The 16,140-nt window shown below is 68.9% G+C and carries 13 protein-coding genes; all 13 read left to right on the top strand.

The genetic code is table 11. From position 1 onward, the window contains the following. Position 1: 1 nt before the first annotated feature. The 13 genes from mraY to ileS all read left to right on the top strand — a co-directional run bounded on the left by mraY (position 2) and on the right by ileS (position 16,125). Positions 2-1,111 carry a phospho-N-acetylmuramoyl-pentapeptide-transferase gene (mraY, locus tag C3E79_RS07560; protein WP_108404365.1) on the top strand — a complete coding sequence of 370 codons (1,110 nt, stop codon included), beginning with the start codon at positions 2-4 and terminating at the stop codon, positions 1,109-1,111. Further along, positions 1,108-2,571, top strand: coding sequence for a UDP-N-acetylmuramoyl-L-alanine--D-glutamate ligase (gene murD, locus C3E79_RS07555; RefSeq protein ID WP_108404364.1), 1,464 nt, complete (start codon positions 1,108-1,110; stop codon positions 2,569-2,571). Before mraY ends, murD begins: the two co-directional genes overlap by 4 nt. A 173-nt stretch (positions 2,572-2,744) precedes the next feature. Then, the gene (locus tag C3E79_RS07550; RefSeq protein WP_235840591.1) at positions 2,745-4,259 is read left to right on the top strand and encodes an FtsW/RodA/SpoVE family cell cycle protein; all 1,515 of its coding nucleotides are present in this window, start codon (positions 2,745-2,747) and stop codon (positions 4,257-4,259) included. Positions 4,260-4,277: 18 nt separating this feature from the next. After that, complete coding sequence (locus C3E79_RS07545) at positions 4,278-5,351, top strand: UDP-N-acetylglucosamine--N-acetylmuramyl-(pentapeptide) pyrophosphoryl-undecaprenol N-acetylglucosamine transferase (protein WP_108404363.1); 1,074 nt, start codon at positions 4,278-4,280, stop codon at positions 5,349-5,351. A gap of 60 nt (positions 5,352-5,411) precedes the next feature. Continuing rightward, positions 5,412-6,899 (top strand): UDP-N-acetylmuramate--L-alanine ligase, encoded by a 1,488-nt coding sequence (murC, locus tag C3E79_RS07540; RefSeq protein ID WP_108404362.1) that lies wholly within the window; start codon positions 5,412-5,414, stop codon positions 6,897-6,899. A 3-nt stretch (positions 6,900-6,902) separates the two neighbouring features. Next, the gene (locus C3E79_RS07535; RefSeq protein WP_108404361.1) at positions 6,903-7,580 is read left to right on the top strand and encodes a cell division protein FtsQ/DivIB; all 678 of its coding nucleotides are present in this window, start codon (positions 6,903-6,905) and stop codon (positions 7,578-7,580) included. Positions 7,581-7,742: 162 nt separating this feature from the next. After that, positions 7,743-9,017 carry a cell division protein FtsZ gene (ftsZ, locus tag C3E79_RS07530; RefSeq protein WP_108404360.1) on the top strand — a complete coding sequence of 425 codons (1,275 nt, stop codon included), beginning with the start codon at positions 7,743-7,745 and terminating at the stop codon, positions 9,015-9,017. A 16-nt stretch (positions 9,018-9,033) separates the two neighbouring features. Beyond that, entirely contained in the window at positions 9,034-9,774 is a 741-nt protein-coding gene (pgeF, locus tag C3E79_RS07525) for a peptidoglycan editing factor PgeF (RefSeq protein ID WP_235840590.1), read from the top strand. After that, on the top strand, positions 9,771-10,487 hold the full coding sequence (locus C3E79_RS07520; RefSeq protein WP_108404358.1) for a YggS family pyridoxal phosphate-dependent enzyme: 717 nt from the start codon (positions 9,771-9,773) through the stop codon (positions 10,485-10,487). The genes pgeF and C3E79_RS07520 overlap by 4 nt, the downstream gene beginning before the upstream one ends. Before the next feature lie 62 nt (positions 10,488-10,549). Further along, positions 10,550-11,002 (top strand): cell division protein SepF, encoded by a 453-nt coding sequence (locus C3E79_RS07515; protein WP_108404357.1) that lies wholly within the window; start codon positions 10,550-10,552, stop codon positions 11,000-11,002. Between the two features lie 31 nt (positions 11,003-11,033). Next, a complete protein-coding gene (locus C3E79_RS07510) occupies positions 11,034-11,342 on the top strand; it encodes a YggT family protein (RefSeq protein WP_108404356.1) in 309 nt (102 codons plus the stop codon). Between the two features lie 208 nt (positions 11,343-11,550). Next, entirely contained in the window at positions 11,551-12,492 is a 942-nt protein-coding gene (wag31, locus tag C3E79_RS07505) for a DivIVA-like cell division protein Wag31 (RefSeq protein ID WP_108404355.1), read from the top strand. A gap of 453 nt (positions 12,493-12,945) precedes the next feature. Next, a complete protein-coding gene (gene ileS, locus C3E79_RS07500; RefSeq protein WP_108404354.1) occupies positions 12,946-16,125 on the top strand; it encodes an isoleucine--tRNA ligase in 3,180 nt (1,059 codons plus the stop codon). The last annotated feature ends 15 nt before the right edge of the window (positions 16,126-16,140 follow it).

Genomic DNA, 16,140 nt, shown 5'->3' with positions numbered 1-16,140 from the left:
CATGGTTCAGATCTTTATCGCGGGCGCGGTGTCCTTCCTCGTCGCCATCTTCACCACCCCCGTGCTCATCCGGTATTTCAACCGGCGGGAAATGGGCCAGGAGATCCGGGAAGACGGCCCGAAGTCGCATGCGCGCAAGCGCGGGACGCCGACTATGGGCGGCATCGCGATTATCGCGGGCATCGTCGCGGGCTATGTCGCCTCGGGGGTGTTCTCGCTGAGCACCGGCCACCGCGTCTTTAGCGCCTCCGGGCTCATCGTGCTGGGGCTGACACTCGCGCTGGGAGCCGTGGGCTTCGCCGACGACGGCATCAAGCTGTTTATGCGGCGCAACCTCGGGCTTAGCGAGTCCGGCAAGCTTATCTCCCAGCTCGTCATCGCCCTCGCCTTCGGCATCTTGGTGCTGCAGTTTCCCGACGAGGCCGGGCTCACCCCGGCCTCGACGAACCTGAGCTTCGTGCGCGACCTTCCCACCATCGACTTCGCCGTGGTCGGCGGGTTCATCGGGGTGGCGATGTTCCTCGTGTTCATCTACTTTCTGCTCGCGGCGTGGTCGAACGCGGTGAACCTTACCGACGGCCTCGATGGGCTCGCGGCAGGCACGACCGCGCTGGTGATGGCCGCCTACACGGGCATTACGTTCTGGCAGTTCCGCAACTCGTGCGCCGCCGCACCCGGGCCAGGGTGCTACGACGTGCGCGACCCACTGGACCTCGCGGTGCTCGCGGCGGCGGGCTTCGGGGCGTGCGTGGGCTTTTTGTGGTGGAACGCCGCCCCGGCGAAGATCTTCATGGGCGATACCGGCTCGCTCGCCCTCGGCGGGCTCGTAGCCGGGTTGTCGGTGACCTCGAAGACGGAGCTTTTGATGGTCATCATCGGTGCGCTCTTCGTCATCGAGGCGGCCTCTGTGGTCATCCAGGTCGTCTCGTTTAAGACCACGGGCAAGCGGGTCTTCCGCATGGCTCCGTTCCACCACCACTTCGAAAACGGTGGCTGGGCGGAGACGACCGTGGTCATCCGCTTCTGGTTGCTCACGGCGATGTCTGCGGCGACCGGGTTTGCGCTGTTCTACGGGGAGTGGTTGACCAAGGTGGGGGCGACGCTGTCATGACCCAGGGCAACAATGCCGGTGCGCAGGGCGCGGGCGTGGGCGCTGCGTTAGGAGGCGCCGAGTTCGAAGGCACAGTGCTTGTCGCCGGTGCCGGGGTCTCCGGGCTCGGCGCGTTGGAGCTGCTGCGCGCCGCAGGGGTGCGCAGCGCGGTGGCGGACGACAGCGCCGAGCGGCGCGGGCAGGCCGCCCAGCGCTTCGGCGTCGAGGCGCTCTCGACTGCGGATGCGGCCGGGCGCCTCGGCGAGTTTTCCGCGGTGGTCACCTCCCCGGGCTGGCGGCCGGATTCGCCGCTGCTCGTGGAGGCGGCGCTGGCGGGGGTTGAGGTGCTTGGTGATGTCGAGGCGTGCTACCGCCTTGACCGCGCCGGAGTGTTCGGCGCCCCGCGGCGCTGGCTCGTGGTCACTGGGACCAACGGCAAGACAACGACGACGGGAATGCTGGCGTCGATCATGTCGTGCGCGGGCGCGGAGACGGGCCTGCGGGCGATGGCGTGCGGAAACATCGGGGTTGCCATCGGAGAGGCGTTGGTGGCGCGCGAGCGTGTCGACGTCCTCGTCGCCGAGCTCTCCAGCTTCCAGCTGCACTGGTCCTCGAAGCTGCGCGCGGATGCCGGCGTGCTGCTCAACCTCGCCGAGGACCACATCGACTGGCACGGATCCTTCGAGGCCTACGCGGAGGCAAAGGCAAAGGTGCTTGAATCGGTCGTCGCGGTGGCGGGGGTAGACGACCCGGACGTCGCCCGCCTCGTGGGGCTCACCGGGAGAGACGACATCGTGGGCTTTACGCTGGCGCGCCCCGCCGAGGGGCAGGTCGGCGTGGTTGACGGCCGGATTCTCTGGCGGCGAGGCGGCGTGGACGTCGACGTGGCCAGCGCGGCGGGGATCGAGCCGCAGGGCGTGGCCGGGGTGCTCGATGCCCTGGCGGCCGCCGCCGTCGCGGTGACGCAGGGGGTGGCCCCGCGCCACATCCAAGCGGGCCTGGAGCGCTACCGGGTCGGCGGGCACCGCGGCGCGGTGGTGCACCGCGGGCGCGGGGTGGAGTGGGTGGATAACTCCAAGGCAACCAACCCGCACGCGGCGAACGTCGCGCTCGCCGGCGGGGCAGCAGCGGGGGGCGAGCGCTCCGTCATCTGGGTCGCCGGCGGCCAGCTCAAGGGGGCAGAGATCGACCAGCTGGTGGCCGATCACGCCGCGAAGTTCCGCGCGGTGGCGCTGCTGGGGGCGGACCGGCAGGCGTTCCAGGAGGCGCTGCGACGGCACGCGCCCGGGGTGGAGGTGTTTACCACCGACGCGACCGATCCGCGCGAGGCGATGGAGAGTTGCGTCGCGTTCGCCGCTGCCCGGGCGCTGCCGGGCGATACCGTGATCCTTGCCCCGGCGGCGGCGAGCCTGGATATGTTTACGGGCATGGCGGCGCGTGGGGACGCTTTTGCCGCCGCTGCGGTGAAATACTGCACGTAGCGGCCGAGGTGGGGGCCTGCCTGACTGTTTCGTGACAATCCCCAGTGTGGCCCGTGTTGCTACAGGCGCACACGGGGGGAGTGAGGCTATTGTGACTGTAGTGAATCTGGCGCCGGCGGCGACCGGAGACAAGCGGAGAAAAGCAAGGTAGCCAAGGCGAAGGGGCAGCATTCATGACAGCGACTCGACCAGTGCCGCGGGGGCAGGCCGCGCGGGCCGCGAGCGGGCGGGCCACGAGCGGGGCGCCCGGGCAACCCTCCGGGCTGGCCAAAGCGATACTCCGCTTCGAGGCGGCGCTGCGTACCCGGCCGCTGGCGGACTACACCATGATCCGCACCGTCGTGCTCGTCCTCGCCGGCCTCGGTGTCGTCATGGTGCTGAGCTCCTCGATGGCCTACTCGTTTGCCTCCTCCTCCTCCGTCTGGGCCCAGGCGATCCGGCAGACGGTCATGGTCGCCGGCGGCTTAGGCGCCATGTGGGTCATGCTCAAGACCAGCCCGGATCGCCTGCGCCGGCTCTCCCACGTCATCATGGGTGTCGCGATCTTCCTCCTCGTGCTCGTGCTCACCCCCGCCGGCACGGGCCGGGAGGAGGTCGGTTCGCAGTCCTGGCTGGTCTTGGGCCCGCTGAGCCTGCAGCCCTCCGAGTTTGCCCGCGTCGCCATTGCGATCTGGGGCGCGGCGATTCTCGCGAACAAGGACCACACCCGCCCGTCGCGCCTCGATAACGGCTTCGCCCCGTTCGTCGCCGTGGCCACCGTCTGCGTGGGACTTATCGGCCTGCAGGGGGACTACGGCATGGCCGTGTCTTTCGCCATCGTCGTGGGCTTTATCCTCATCTTCGCGGGGATCTCGTGGCGGGTAATCGCCGCGGCCTGCGTGGCGGCGGCCTTCGGCATGCTGCTGATCTTCCTCTCCGGCGGCTACCGCTCGAACCGCTTCCACGTCTACTTCGACGCGCTGTTCGGCAACTTCGACGACACGCGCGGCATCGCCTTCCAATCCCACCAGGGCTTCCTTTCGCTTGCCGACGGCTCCTTCTTCGGCGTCGGGCTCGGACAGTCCCGCGCTAAGTGGTTCTACCTTCCGGAGGCCCGCAACGACTTCATCTTCGCCGTCATCGGCGAAGAGCTCGGCCTGTGGGGCGGCGCGCTCGTCATCGCTCTCTTCGGGCTGCTGGCCTTCTTCGGCCTGCGCACCGCGCGACGCGCGCGCAACCAGTTCCAGGCCCTGCTCGCCGCGGCGCTCACGGCCGGGGTGGTCTCCCAGGCCTTTATCAACATCGCCTACGTGCTCGGGCTGTTGCCGGTCACCGGCATCCAGCTGCCGATGCTCTCGGCGGGCGGCACCTCGGCCGTGATCACCCTGGGCGCGATGGGGATCCTCGCCTCCGTGGCCCGCCACGAACCCGACGCCGTCTCCGCGATGCAGAACTACGGGCGCCCCGCCTTCGACTGCCTGTTCGGCATCGGCGAGCCGAAGGCCCCGCGCCAGGTGCGCGGGCGCGCCGCGGCCCCCGAGCACCCCGGCCAGCAGGGCCGGGCCACCGGGCGCGGGCAGCGCTTTGGCACCCCCGTTACCGCCCGGCCCGCCCCCGCACCGGTGCCCGGCGGTTCCAGGCGCCCCGCCCCCGCGCGCTACGATGTGGGTCGTGATCGCGGTTGGCGCTCCGACCGGCGCGTGAGCTAGAAGGGAGTGGTGGTGTCGATGGTCAACCACACAACACGCTGCGTCGTGCTCGCCGGCGGCGGTACGGCGGGGCATATCGAACCCGCCCTCGCGGTAGGGGAGGTGCTGCGCGACGAGTTCGGCGTCGAGGTCGCGGCGCTGGGAACGGAAAAGGGACTCGAAACGGCGATCGTGCCCGCGCGGGGCTTCCCGCTGCGCCTCATCGACCCGGTCCCGATCCCGCGCGGCAAGCCGTGGCTTTTGCCCGGCGTGCCTCTCAAGCTCGCGCGCTCGGTGAGCCAAACACGCGCGGCGCTCAAGCAGACCCACGCCGGGGCCGTCTTCGGCACCGGCGGCTACGTCGCCGCCTCGGCCTACCTCGCCGCGGCCTCCCTGCGCATCCCGTTTTTCGTCCTCGAGACCAACGCTCTCGCGGGCCTGGCCAACAAGCTCGGCGTGTGGCTGGGCGGCACCGGTTTTAACGCGGTGGCCGGCTCCGGCATGGCGGGGGAGGTCCTTGGCATCCCCGTGCGCCCCGGCGTCGGCCGCGACCCGGACGGGTCGAAGGCCGCGCACGGCTACAAGATGTGGGGGCTCGACCCGAATTGCCCCACGATCCTCATCACTGGGGGCTCGCAGGGCGCGGCGAGCATTAATGCGGCCGTTGGGGCGTCGATAAGCGAGCTCGCCTCGCGCGGCTGGCAGGTGCTCCACGCCTACGGCCGCAAGAACGACGCGCCCGCGCCGCACGAGCGCTACACCGCGGTGCCCTACATCGACGAGATGGAGGCCGCGCTCGCCGTAGCCGATGTCGTCGTGTGCCGCTCCGGGGCGATGACGGTGGCGGAGAACTCCGCCGCCGGGCTGCCCGCGATCTACGTCCCCCTGCCGCACGGCAACGGCGAACAGGGGCTCAACTGCGCCCACCTCGTCGAGGCGGGTGCGGCGGTGCGTATCGACGACGCCGAGCTCACCCCTGGCCGCCTCGTCGAGGAGCTCGACGCGATCCTTGCCACCCCCGGCAGGCTCGACGAGATGCGCGCCGCCCTCGACGTCTCCGGCGCGGGCGATGTTTCCCGCGAGCTGGCCTCCCGCGTAGCGGCGGCACTGTAGCGCCGACGCGCAGGCCCCCACATGTATACCCCCACCGAACGCACGTATAAGGAAGGCGCCATGGACCTTTGCACCGCCCCCGCCACAACGGACCGCCCCGATTACTCCCGTGTCCACCTTGTGGGCATCGGCGGGGCGGGCATGTCGGGCCTGGCACACATTTTGTGCAGCCGGGGGGCGGTGGTCACCGGCTCCGATGTGAAAGACTCCGCCGTGGTGGAGGCGCTGCGCGCCCAGGGCGCGCGGATCGCCATCGGGCACGACGCGGCCAACCTGTTACTCGGCGGGCAGCACCCCACGGCAGTGGTGACGAGCTTCGCGGCCATCCCCAAGGACAATCCCGAGCTCGCCCGCGCCGCCGAGCTGGGCATCCCGGTGCTGCGCCGCTCCGACCTGCTTGCCGAGCTCATGGAGGGCAAGACCCAGATTCTGCTCGCCGGCACGCACGGCAAGACCTCGACGACGTCGATGACCGTCGTCGCGTTGCAGGCCGCGGGCTGGGATCCCTCCTACGCCATCGGCGGCCAGCTCACCCACGGCGGCACGAACGCACACCACGGCGCGAGCGACGCCTTTGTTGCCGAGGCCGACGAATCCGATGCGTCCTTGCTGCGCTACGCCCCCGATATCGCGGTGATCACCAACATCGAGCCGGACCACCTCGACTACTTCGGCACCCCCGAGGCGTACTACCGGGTCTTCGACGACTTCGCGGACACGATTACCCCCGGCGGCCACCTCGTGGTCTGCCTCGATGATGACCACGCGGCCGCCTGCGGTGAGCGCGCCGCCGCACGGGGCGTCCACGTCCTCGGCTACGGCACGCCGGCCGGCGCTGCGGCCCACCCCGCGATCCCCGCCGCGGCCACCATCGCACCTAACCAGGCCGGCCAGGCCGAGGACATCGTGGTGGATCTCTGCCTCGACGGGGCGCGGCAGCGGGTGAGCTATGCGCTGAGCATCCCGGGCGCGCACATGGTGCTCAACTCCGCCGCCGCGTTGCTCGCCGGCGCGCTCGCCGGGGCGGACCCGCAGCGACTCGGCGAGGGGTTGCGCTCCTTCGGCGGTGTGCGGCGCCGCTTCGAGCACAAGGGCACGGTGGCCTCGGGCCCGAAGGCGGGGGCGAGCGTGTACGACGACTACGCCCACCATCCCACCGAGGTGGCGGCGGTGCTGCGGGCGGCGCGCGAGAAGGTGAGTGAGCGTGGCGACGCCGCGAAGGTGATCGTCTGCTTCCAGCCGCACCTCTACTCGCGCACCCTGGCCTTCGCCGAAGAATTCGCCGCCGCGCTCGGGCTCGCCGATACCGCCGTGGTGCTCGACGTCTTCGGCGCACGCGAGGAGCCGATCGCGGGCGTGGATGGGGCGCTGCTGGTGAGCAAGATGGAAAACGATACCGCCGTCTTCGAGCCCGACTTCGACGCCGCGCCGCGCCGCGTGGCGCAGCTGTGCGCCCCGGGCGATGTCGTCATCACTATGGGCGCGGGCAGCGTGACCGCGCTGGGCGAGAGGATCCTCGCCGAGCTCGCCGCGGGCGCGGAGGCCTAAGGGATGGGCACGAGGCTAAAGAAGCACAGGGGGATCATCACCGCAGTGCTCGTCGCGCTGGGGCTGTGTGCGGTGGCGGCTGTAGTGCTGCCGCGCACCCAAGTCTTCGCCGTCCAGGAGGTGCGCGTCGAGGGCGCCTCGCAGCTCGCCCCCGAGGAGGTCGCCGCGGCGACCGGGATCGCTGTGGGCACTCCGATGGGCAAGGTTGATACCCACGCCGCCGCGGTGGGGGTCGCGGGGCTGCCGTGGGTGAAAACTGTGACCGTGTCGCGCTCGTGGCCGCGGGCGGTCGATGTCGCCGTGGAGGAAAACGTCGCGGTGGCCTACACGAAAAGCGGGGACGGGGAGCACCTCATCAACGCCGAGGGCCGCGAGTTCGTCACCGCCCCGGCGCCGCCGGGCGCGCTGGAGATCACTGGGGCGGCCGCGAAGGATCCCGCCGTGGTGGAGGATGCGGTGGGCGTGGTGGCGTCGATAAGCGGGAAGGCGCGCGAGGCCGCCACCCAGATCGAGGCGAGGAGCCCGTATATGTTCGTGGTCCGGCTCGCCGACGGCCGCACCGTCATCTGGGGCGCGGCCGAGGACAACGCGAACAAGGCGCTCGCGCTGGAGGCCGTGCTCTCCCGCGAGGGGCGCGAGTTCAACATCTCGGACCCGCAGCAGATCGCCGTGCGCCCCTAGGTGCCGAGGGGAGCCGGTAAAACCCCAGGTCACAACCCTAAAGTTAAGGTTTAGGGTCGAGACACGCCGAACCAAAAACCGCGATTGAGCGAAATAGCACCCATGATGGGTACAACGTAAGCCCAATGAAGCACGAGTTACCTGAAAGGCGAGACTTCTCACATGACCTCTCCCGCTAATTACCTCGCCATGATCCGCGTCGTCGGAGTTGGCGGAGGCGGCGTCAACGCCGTGAACCGAATGATCGAGGAAGGGTTGAAGGGCGTCGAGTTCGTCGCCGTCAACACCGACTCGCAGGCGCTGCTGTTCACAGACGCCGACACCAAGCTCGACATCGGCCGCGAGGCCACCCGCGGGCTCGGGGCAGGAGCCAACCCCGAGGTCGGCCGCACCTCCGCGGAGGATCACAAGCAAGAGATCGAAGAATCGCTCAAGGGCTCCGACATGGTCTTTGTCACCGCGGGCGAGGGCGGCGGCACGGGCACCGGCGCCGCCCCGGTCGTCGCCGGAATTGCCAAGAAGATGGGGGCGCTGACCATCGGCGTGGTCACCCGCCCGTTCTCGTTCGAAGGCAAGCGCCGCACCCGCCAGGCACTGGAGGGCATCGCCAACCTCAAAGAGGTCTGCGATACCGTCATCGTCATCCCGAACGACCGCTTGCTCCAGCTTGGCGACGCCGAGCTGTCCATGATGGAGGCATTCCGCGCCGCCGACGAGGTGCTCTACAACGGCGTCCAGGGCATCACCAACCTCATCACCATCCCGGGCATGATCAACGTCGACTTCGCCGACGTGCGCTCGGTGATGGCGGATGCCGGCTCCGCGCTCATGGGTGTCGGCTCCGCGCGCGGGGATAACCGCGTCATGGCCGCCACCGAGCAGGCGATCAACTCGCCCCTGCTCGAGGCGACGATGGAGGGCGCGAAGGGCGTGCTCATCTCGGTGGCCGGCGGCTCCGACCTGGGCCTGATGGAGGTCAACGACGCTGCCTCCATCGTCGAGGAGAAGGCCGACGACGACGCCAACATCATCTTCGGCACGATTATCGACGACAACCTCGGCGACGAGGTGCGCGTGACGATTATCGCCACCGGCTTCGACGAAAACGCCAACGCGCGCACCGAGGCGCCCGCACCGCAGAACGAGACCGTCTCGCGCGCCGTCAACGTCGAGCAGGACGCGGCCGCGGAGACCCCGACGCCCGCGCCGCAGCGCGGCTCGCTTTTCGACGACCGCTCTCAGCCCCCCGCCGACCAGACTGAGCCCCGCCAGCCCCGCGAGCCCCGCGAAGAGCGCGAGACCTACGAGCCGCGCCACCGCTACGAGGAGCGCCGCAGCGGCCTGTTCACCGACCGCGAGGAGCGCCGCGACGACTACCGCGAGACCTACCGCGGGGGCCGCGCCGACGACGTCGATGTCCCCGACTTCCTGCGCTAGCCGCTAGCCTGGGGGCATGAACACCCCACACGATCCTTCTCAACGCCCCGTCCGCATGGTGGTGACCACCCGTGCGGGCGGGGCGTCGGCGTCGCCCTACGACTCGTTTAACCTCGGCGCCCACGTCGGTGACGACCCCGCCGCCGTCGCGGCCAACCGCGCGCGCTTGGCGTCCGCGATCGGCCTTGGCGAGGATCGCCTCGTGTGGATGGAGCAGCTGCACACCAACACCGTCACCGTCGTCGACGGCCCGCAGGCCCACCCGGTCGAGGCCACGGACGCGCTCGTGACCACCGTGCCCGAGCTCGCGTTGTGCGTGCTCACCGCCGACTGCGTACCGGTGTTGCTCTCCGACCACACGGCTGGGGTCGTCGGCGCCGCCCACGCCGGGCGGATTGGGGCCCGCAACGGCATTGTGCGCAAGACCGTCGAACAGATGAGGCAGCTCGGCGCGCAGCCGGGGCGCATCCAGGTCCTCCTTGGGCCCGCGGCGGCGGGGGAGTCCTATGAGGTACCCAAAGCGATGGCGGAAGACGTCGATACGCATTTGCCCGGATCCACAACGCGCACGCGCGCAGGAACGTTCGGGCTCGACATCCGCGCCGGCATCGTGCGGCAGCTCATGGGCTTAGGCGTGACGCATATCGACGCCGACCCGCGCGATACGGTCACCGATGAGTCCCTGTTTTCCTACCGCCGCGAGGGCACCACCGGGCGTCAGGCAAGCGTGATCTGGCTGACAGGAGAGGGGCAATGAGCAGGTTCGATGAACTCAAGGACAACCTTGTACGCGTGCAAGCGCGGATCGCGGCGGCCGAAGAGGCGGCCGGGCGCGCACCGGGCAGCGTCAGCCTCGTGCCGGTGTCGAAGTTCCACCCGGTAGACGACATCATCGCGCTCGGGCAGCTCGGCGTCGACCTCGTGGGGGAAAATCGGGAACAGGAGGCGCGCGGGAAGGCCGAGGCGCTGGCGGATGCGGGAGCCGATGTTGCCATCGCCATGATCGGCCAGATCCAGACGAAGAAGGCCAACGCCGTTGCCCGCTGGGCCGCCGAGGTTCACTCGTTAGACTCGGCGAGGCTCGCCGAGCGCCTCGACCACGGGGTGGAGCTCGCGCTCGAGCGCGGCGAGCGCGAGCGCGAGATTCTACCGTGCCTCGTCCAGGTCTCCGCCGACGGCGATACCTCGCGCGGGGGCGCGCCGTTTGGCGAACTCGACGCCCTTGCCGAGCAGGTCGAGGAGGCCACCCACCTCGAGCTGCGCGGCCTCATGGTGGTCCCGCCGCTGGACGCGGTGCCCGCGGAGGTCTTTCGTGAGGTGCGCACGCGTGCCGACGCCTTAGGGCAGCGCCTCGGCCGCCCCATGCTGCTCTCGGCGGGGATGTCGGGCGATTTCGAGGAGGCCATCGCATGCGGTTCCGACATCGTGCGTGTCGGAACCGGGGTGTTTGGCCCGCGGCCCGTAGGCTAGGCGCGACGGTTACCGACGCACGGCAAAGAGACGTCCACATACCCCCAGGAGCACCAACACCTATGTCTATCCTCGACAGCGCAAAAGAGTTCTTCGGCCTCAACATGGCGGACCCGGACGAGGTCTACTACGACGACCACCGCTACGCGCCGGAGCCCTCGGCTGTGGGCGGGCGCGACGAGCATACCTACGCGCCCGCTCCGCGCCGCGACTACGGTTCCACCCGCGTGCGCACCGCGGCCCTGGTCACGGCCGCCCCGCGCAGCTACAACGACGCCCGCGAGATCGGCGAGCCCTTCCGCGACGGCGACGCCGTGATCATGGAGCTCACCGACTTAGACCCGGCCGACGCCAAGCGCCTCGTCGACTTCGCCGCCGGCCTGTGCTTCGCCCTGCGCGGCAAGATGCACAACCTGGGCAAGGCTTCCGCGACGCACCGCCGGGTCTTCGCCATCGTTCCGGAAGGCGCCGAGATCTCCCCCGTGGAGCTCGAGCGCGCGGCGCACCTGCGCTAGGCGCCCGGGCCTGGCCAGGTAGGATTCACACGTGGCACTTTTTGGATCCATCCTCCTCGCACTGATCGGCCTGTATTCGCTGCTCGTGGTCATTCGGATCATCGTGGAGATGATCCAGTCCCTCTCGCAGCAGTTCGACCCGCCGCGGTGGTTCATGGTTGTTGCCGAGATGATCTTCGTCGCCACCGACCCGCCGGTGAAGGCGCTGCGCCGCGCCATCCCGCCGCTGCGCCTGGGAAACGGTGTGGGATTAGACGTCAGCGTCATCGCCTTGTTCCTCATCCTGGCGCTGCTCCAGATGCTCGTCAGCGTCGGGCTCGTTCAGCCTTTCCTGCGGTAGCTGCCCCCTCGTTGGGGTGAGGCAGGGCGTTTCGGGTCAACGTCAGGGGTAGATTGAGGGTATAAATGATTTGACGTGGGAGTGCGTCCGATACACTCGCCGTGTTACAAAAGGAAGAACGTAAAATTGCTCGGGAGTTCGCTCAACAATGGGGGAGCACCCGCGTGCTCACACAGGTGGGCCCGACATTAACTCGAAGGGAACTTCTATGCCGCTCACTCCAGCAGACGTGCACAAGGTCGCATTCAACAAGCCTCCGATTGGCAAGCGCGGATACAACGAGGATGAGGTCGATCAGTTCCTTGACCTCGTCGAGGACACCCTCGCCCAGCTCATCGACGAGAACGAGGAGCTGCGCTCGAAGGTGGACGAGCTCGGTCGTGGCGGTGCCGCCCCGGCCGCTGCCTCGACCGTGATCAAGACCGACGCACCGAAGGTTGATGAGGCAGCCGTGCGCCAGAAGCTCGAGGCCGAGCTTCGCGGCGAGTACGACAAGAAGCTCCGCGAGGCCGAGCAGGCCCGCACCCGCGCCGAGGAAGCCGCCCGCGCCGCGCGCGAAGAGGCTGACAAGGCCCGCAAGGACGCCGAAGCGAACGCCCAGAAGAGCACCGTCGCCGCCACCCCGGTTGCGGAGAATAAGCCCACCGAGGCCTCCGCCGACACCCACGTCCAGGCCGCCAAGGTCCTGGGCCTAGCCCAGGAAATGGCCGATCGCCTTACCTCCGACGCGCAGGCCGAGGCCCGCTCCATGCTCGATGAGGCCCGCGGCGCCGCCGAGCGCCAGCTCAAGGACGCCGAGACGAAGGCGGCCGAGACGACCCGCACCGCGGAGACCCGCGCCCAGCAGCTCGTTTCCGACGCGGAGAAGAAGGCCGCGGAGACCACCAGCGACGCGAACTCCCGCGCCGAGGCCCAGGTGCGCCAGGCCGAGGAACAGGCAGCCAAGCTGCAGGCGGACGCCGAGCGTAAGCACACGGAGATCATGAACACCGTCAAGCAGCAGCAGACCGCGTTGGAGAACCGCATTGCGGAGCTGCGCACCTTCGAGCGCGAGTACCGCACTCGCCTGCGCACCCTGCTGCAGTCCCAGCTCGAGGAGCTCGACTCCCGCGGCTCCTCTGCGCCGAGCACCCCGGCGGGCGAGAAGTAACTCGCGCCGGCTCACCGCCCGTCCCCGCGATCGGGGAGGGGCGGTTTTTCGTGGGCCGAGGGTGTGCTTTGCGGCAAAGTCATACACCCACAGGCAGATAGATCACCGTCCCGTGAGGTAGTACGTCGTGCGTATGGCGATCTATCTGCTTGTGGATGTCTGACTGTGGGCGACCGCGCTTGAAGGTCGCCCTTGCGTGGCCGCGCGGGATGCGGCGCGCTACAATGACAGGCGCTCATCCAAGCACGCGTTGATCCGGCCATCACCGGGGAGCGTTTCCGGAAGAACAGCCCGGGCAAGGGCTTAGTAGAACCGGACGTCGCCAAGGAGACGTCACCTCCTTCACCACAAACGAAGTGGGGGCAGGCCCAGCCGGCCCCAAGCAGGGTGGTACCGCGCGGAGCTCCGCGTCCCTGCAGTCCTAAGCAGAACGTGAGTGAAGGAGCAGTACACATGAGTGACATCGGCGGCGTCTACCCCAAGGTCGACATGACGGGCGGGAGCAGCAGCTTCCCCGAAATGGAGCGCCAGGTGGGGCGGTACTGGCAGGAAGATGGGACGTTTCAGGCGTCGTTAGCTGGCCGCGAGGGATGCGAGGAATACGTCTTCAACGACGGCCCCCCGTTTGCCAACGGCCTGCCGCACTACGGCCACCTCTTGACCGGCTACGTCAAGGACATCGTGCCGCGCTTCCGCACGATGACCGGCTACCACGTCCCGCGCGTGTTCGGCTGGGATTGCCACGGCCTACCCGCCGAGCTCGAGGCGGAAAAACAGCTCGGCATCACCGATAAGGCCCAGATCGAGGACATGGGCTTGGAGAAGTTCAACGAGTACTGCGCGAAGTCGGTGATGCACTACGCCGGCGAGTGGGAGGACTACGTCAACCGCCAGGCGCGCTGGGTGGACTTTGACAACGGGTACAAGACGATGGACGCCGACTTCATGGAGTCGGTCATGTGGGCGTTCAAGGCGCTCTACGACAAGGGACTGATCTACCAGGGCTTCCGCGTGCTGCCCTACTCCTGGGCGGAGCACACGCCGCTGTCGAACCAGGAGACGCGGCTTGACGACGCCTACCGAGACCGCCAGGACCCCACCGTCACCGTCACACTCCCGCTCACCGGCGCGCGCGAAGGCTTCCCGGCGAAGCAGACGTGGGCGCAGCACCCCGAGCTCCACGACGCCGCCGCCATCGCCTGGACCACCACGCCGTGGACGCTGCCGTCGAACCTCGCGCTCGCCGTCGGGCCCGCAATCGAGTACTCCCTGGTGCGCGTCGGTGAGGACGGGGCACCCGAGTTTGTCGGGCGCACCCTGCTGCTTGCCACGAACCTCGTCGGCGCCTACGCCAAGGAGCTGGGCAAGGAGCCTGAGGTGCTGGCCACCTTTGCCGGCGCCGAGCTTGAGGGCCTGGAGTACACCCCGGTGTTCGACTACTTCGCCGACCAGGAGAACGCCTTTATGGTGCTCGTGGCCGACTACGTCTCCACCGAGGACGGCACCGGCATCGTCCACCAGGCCCCGGCGTTTGGCGAGGACGACATGGCCACCACGTCGAAGTACGGCATCGACCTGGTCATCCCCGTCGACGCGGACGGCAAGTTCACCTCGCTCGTGCCGGAGTACGAAGGCAAGCTCGTCTTCGACGCCAACCGTGACATCATCCGGGACCTGAAGGCGGCCGGCCGGGTGCTGCGCGACCAGACGATCGTCCACTCCTACCCGCACTCCTGGCGCTCGGGCGAGCCGCTGATCTACATGGCGCTGCCCGCGTGGTTTGTCAAGGTCAGCGAGTTCCGCGACCGGATGGTGGAGCTCAACCAGCAGATCGAGTGGATCCCGGAGCACATCCGCGACGGACAGTTTGGCAAGTGGCTCGAAGGCGCGCGCGATTGGAACATCTCGCGCACCCGCTACTGGGGCTCGCCGGTGCCGGCTTGGGTCTCCGACGACCCCGCCTACCCGCGTGTCGACGTCTACGGCTCCCTCGACGAGCTCGAGCGCGACTTCGGTGTGCGCCCCGAAAGCCTGCACCGCCCCCACATCGACGAGCTGACCCGCCCCAACCCCGACGACCCGACGGGCAAGTCCACGATGCGCCGCGTGCCCGACGTGCTTGACTGCTGGTTCGAGTCCGGCTCCATGCCGTTCGCGCAGTACCACTACCCGTTCGAAAACACGCAAGAGTTCGAGGCGCGCCAGCCCGCGGACTTCATCGTCGAGTACTCCGGCCAGACCCGCGGCTGGTTCTACGTCCAGCACGTCCTCGCCACCGCGCTGTTCGACCGCCCGGCGTTTAAGAAGGTCGTCGCCCACGGCATCGTGCTCGGCTCCGACGGCCTGAAGATGTCGAAGTCGAAGGGCAACTACCCGAATGTCTTCGAGGTCTTCGACCGCGACGGCTCGGACGCGATGCGCTGGTTCCTTATGTCCAGCCCGATCCTGCGCGGCGGTAACCTCATCGTCACAGAGCAGGGCATCCGCGAGGGCGTGCGCCAGGCGCTGCTGCCGATCTGGAACGCGTACACCTTCCTGCAGCTCTACTCCTCGCAGGAGGCCACCTGGTCGGTGGATTCCACCGACGTGCTCGACCGCTACATCCTGGCCAAGACGCACGACCTGGCCGAAGGCGTCGGCGCCGCGCTCGAGGACACCCGCATCGCGGATGCCTGCGATGAGCTGCGCCAGTTCGCCGACACCCTGACCAACTGGTACGTGCGCCGTTCTCGCGAGCGCTTCTGGGAGGGCCAGGAGGCGCACCCGGAGGCCTTCAACACCTTGTATACGGTCCTCGAGATCACCTGCCGCGTCGCCGCCCCGCTGCTGCCGTACATCACCGAGGTGATCTGGCGGGGGCTCACGGCAAAGCGCTCGGTGCACCTTAGCGACTACCCGCGCGCCGCCGAGATCCCGGCAGACGACGCGCTCGTCGCGGCGATGGACGCCACCCGCGCGGTGTGCTCGGCGGCGTCGTCGGTACGCAAGTCCAACAAGCTGCGCAACCGCCTGCCGCTGAGCAGCCTCACGGTGGCGCTGCCGGATTCGGGCGCGCTGCAGCCGTTCGTCGCCGTCATCCGCGACGAGGTCAACGTCAAGGAGGTCGTGCTTACTGACGACGTCGCCTCCGCCGGCTCCTTCGACGTCGTGGTCAACGCGAAGGTCGCCGGCCCGACGCTGGGCAAGGACGTCCAGCGCGCGATTAAGAACGTCAAGGCCGGAAACTACGTGCGCGAGGGCGACAACGTCGTCGTCGACGGCGACATCGTTTTGACGCCTGAGCTTTATACGGAGCGCCTGGTGGCCGAGAACCCCGAGTCCACCGCGCGTATCGACGGCGCCGATGGCCTCGTCGTCCTCGACACCCAGCTCTCCGAGGAACTCGAGGCCGAGGGGTGGGCGGCTGATGTCATCCGCGGCCTGCAGGACGCCCGCAAGGCCTCCGGCTTCGAGGTCTCCGACCGCATCTCCGTGCAGCTCTTCGTGCCGGAGGACAAGGGCGAGTGGGCGCGCGCCCACTCAGAGCACATCGCCGCCGAGACACTCGCGACCTCCTTCGAGGTGGCCAGCGAGGGCGCGGGTGCCTTCGACATCGTCGCCGGGGTCAGCGCGAACGTGGTGAAGAACCGCTGAGCGCTTTCCGCCTCA

It is taken from the genome of Corynebacterium liangguodongii (assembly GCF_003070865.1).
Taxonomy (GTDB): domain Bacteria; phylum Actinomycetota; class Actinomycetes; order Mycobacteriales; family Mycobacteriaceae; genus Corynebacterium; species Corynebacterium liangguodongii.
Note: the sequence above shows the minus strand (reverse complement) of the source record. Positions and strands in the feature narration are given on the sequence as shown.

Coding starts and splice junctions, on each gene's coding strand:
- mraY (WP_108404365.1), top strand. CDS start 2: ATGGTTCAGATCTTTATCGCGGGCGCGGTGTCCTTCCTCGTCGCCATC.
- murD (WP_108404364.1), top strand. CDS start 1,108: ATGACCCAGGGCAACAATGCCGGTGCGCAGGGCGCGGGCGTGGGCGCT.
- C3E79_RS07550 (WP_235840591.1), top strand. CDS start 2,745: ATGACAGCGACTCGACCAGTGCCGCGGGGGCAGGCCGCGCGGGCCGCG.
- C3E79_RS07545 (WP_108404363.1), top strand. CDS start 4,278: ATGGTCAACCACACAACACGCTGCGTCGTGCTCGCCGGCGGCGGTACG.
- murC (WP_108404362.1), top strand. CDS start 5,412: ATGGACCTTTGCACCGCCCCCGCCACAACGGACCGCCCCGATTACTCC.
- C3E79_RS07535 (WP_108404361.1), top strand. CDS start 6,903: ATGGGCACGAGGCTAAAGAAGCACAGGGGGATCATCACCGCAGTGCTC.
- ftsZ (WP_108404360.1), top strand. CDS start 7,743: ATGACCTCTCCCGCTAATTACCTCGCCATGATCCGCGTCGTCGGAGTT.
- pgeF (WP_235840590.1), top strand. CDS start 9,034: ATGAACACCCCACACGATCCTTCTCAACGCCCCGTCCGCATGGTGGTG.
- C3E79_RS07520 (WP_108404358.1), top strand. CDS start 9,771: ATGAGCAGGTTCGATGAACTCAAGGACAACCTTGTACGCGTGCAAGCG.
- C3E79_RS07515 (WP_108404357.1), top strand. CDS start 10,550: ATGTCTATCCTCGACAGCGCAAAAGAGTTCTTCGGCCTCAACATGGCG.
- wag31 (WP_108404355.1), top strand. CDS start 11,551: ATGCCGCTCACTCCAGCAGACGTGCACAAGGTCGCATTCAACAAGCCT.
- ileS (WP_108404354.1), top strand. CDS start 12,946: ATGAGTGACATCGGCGGCGTCTACCCCAAGGTCGACATGACGGGCGGG.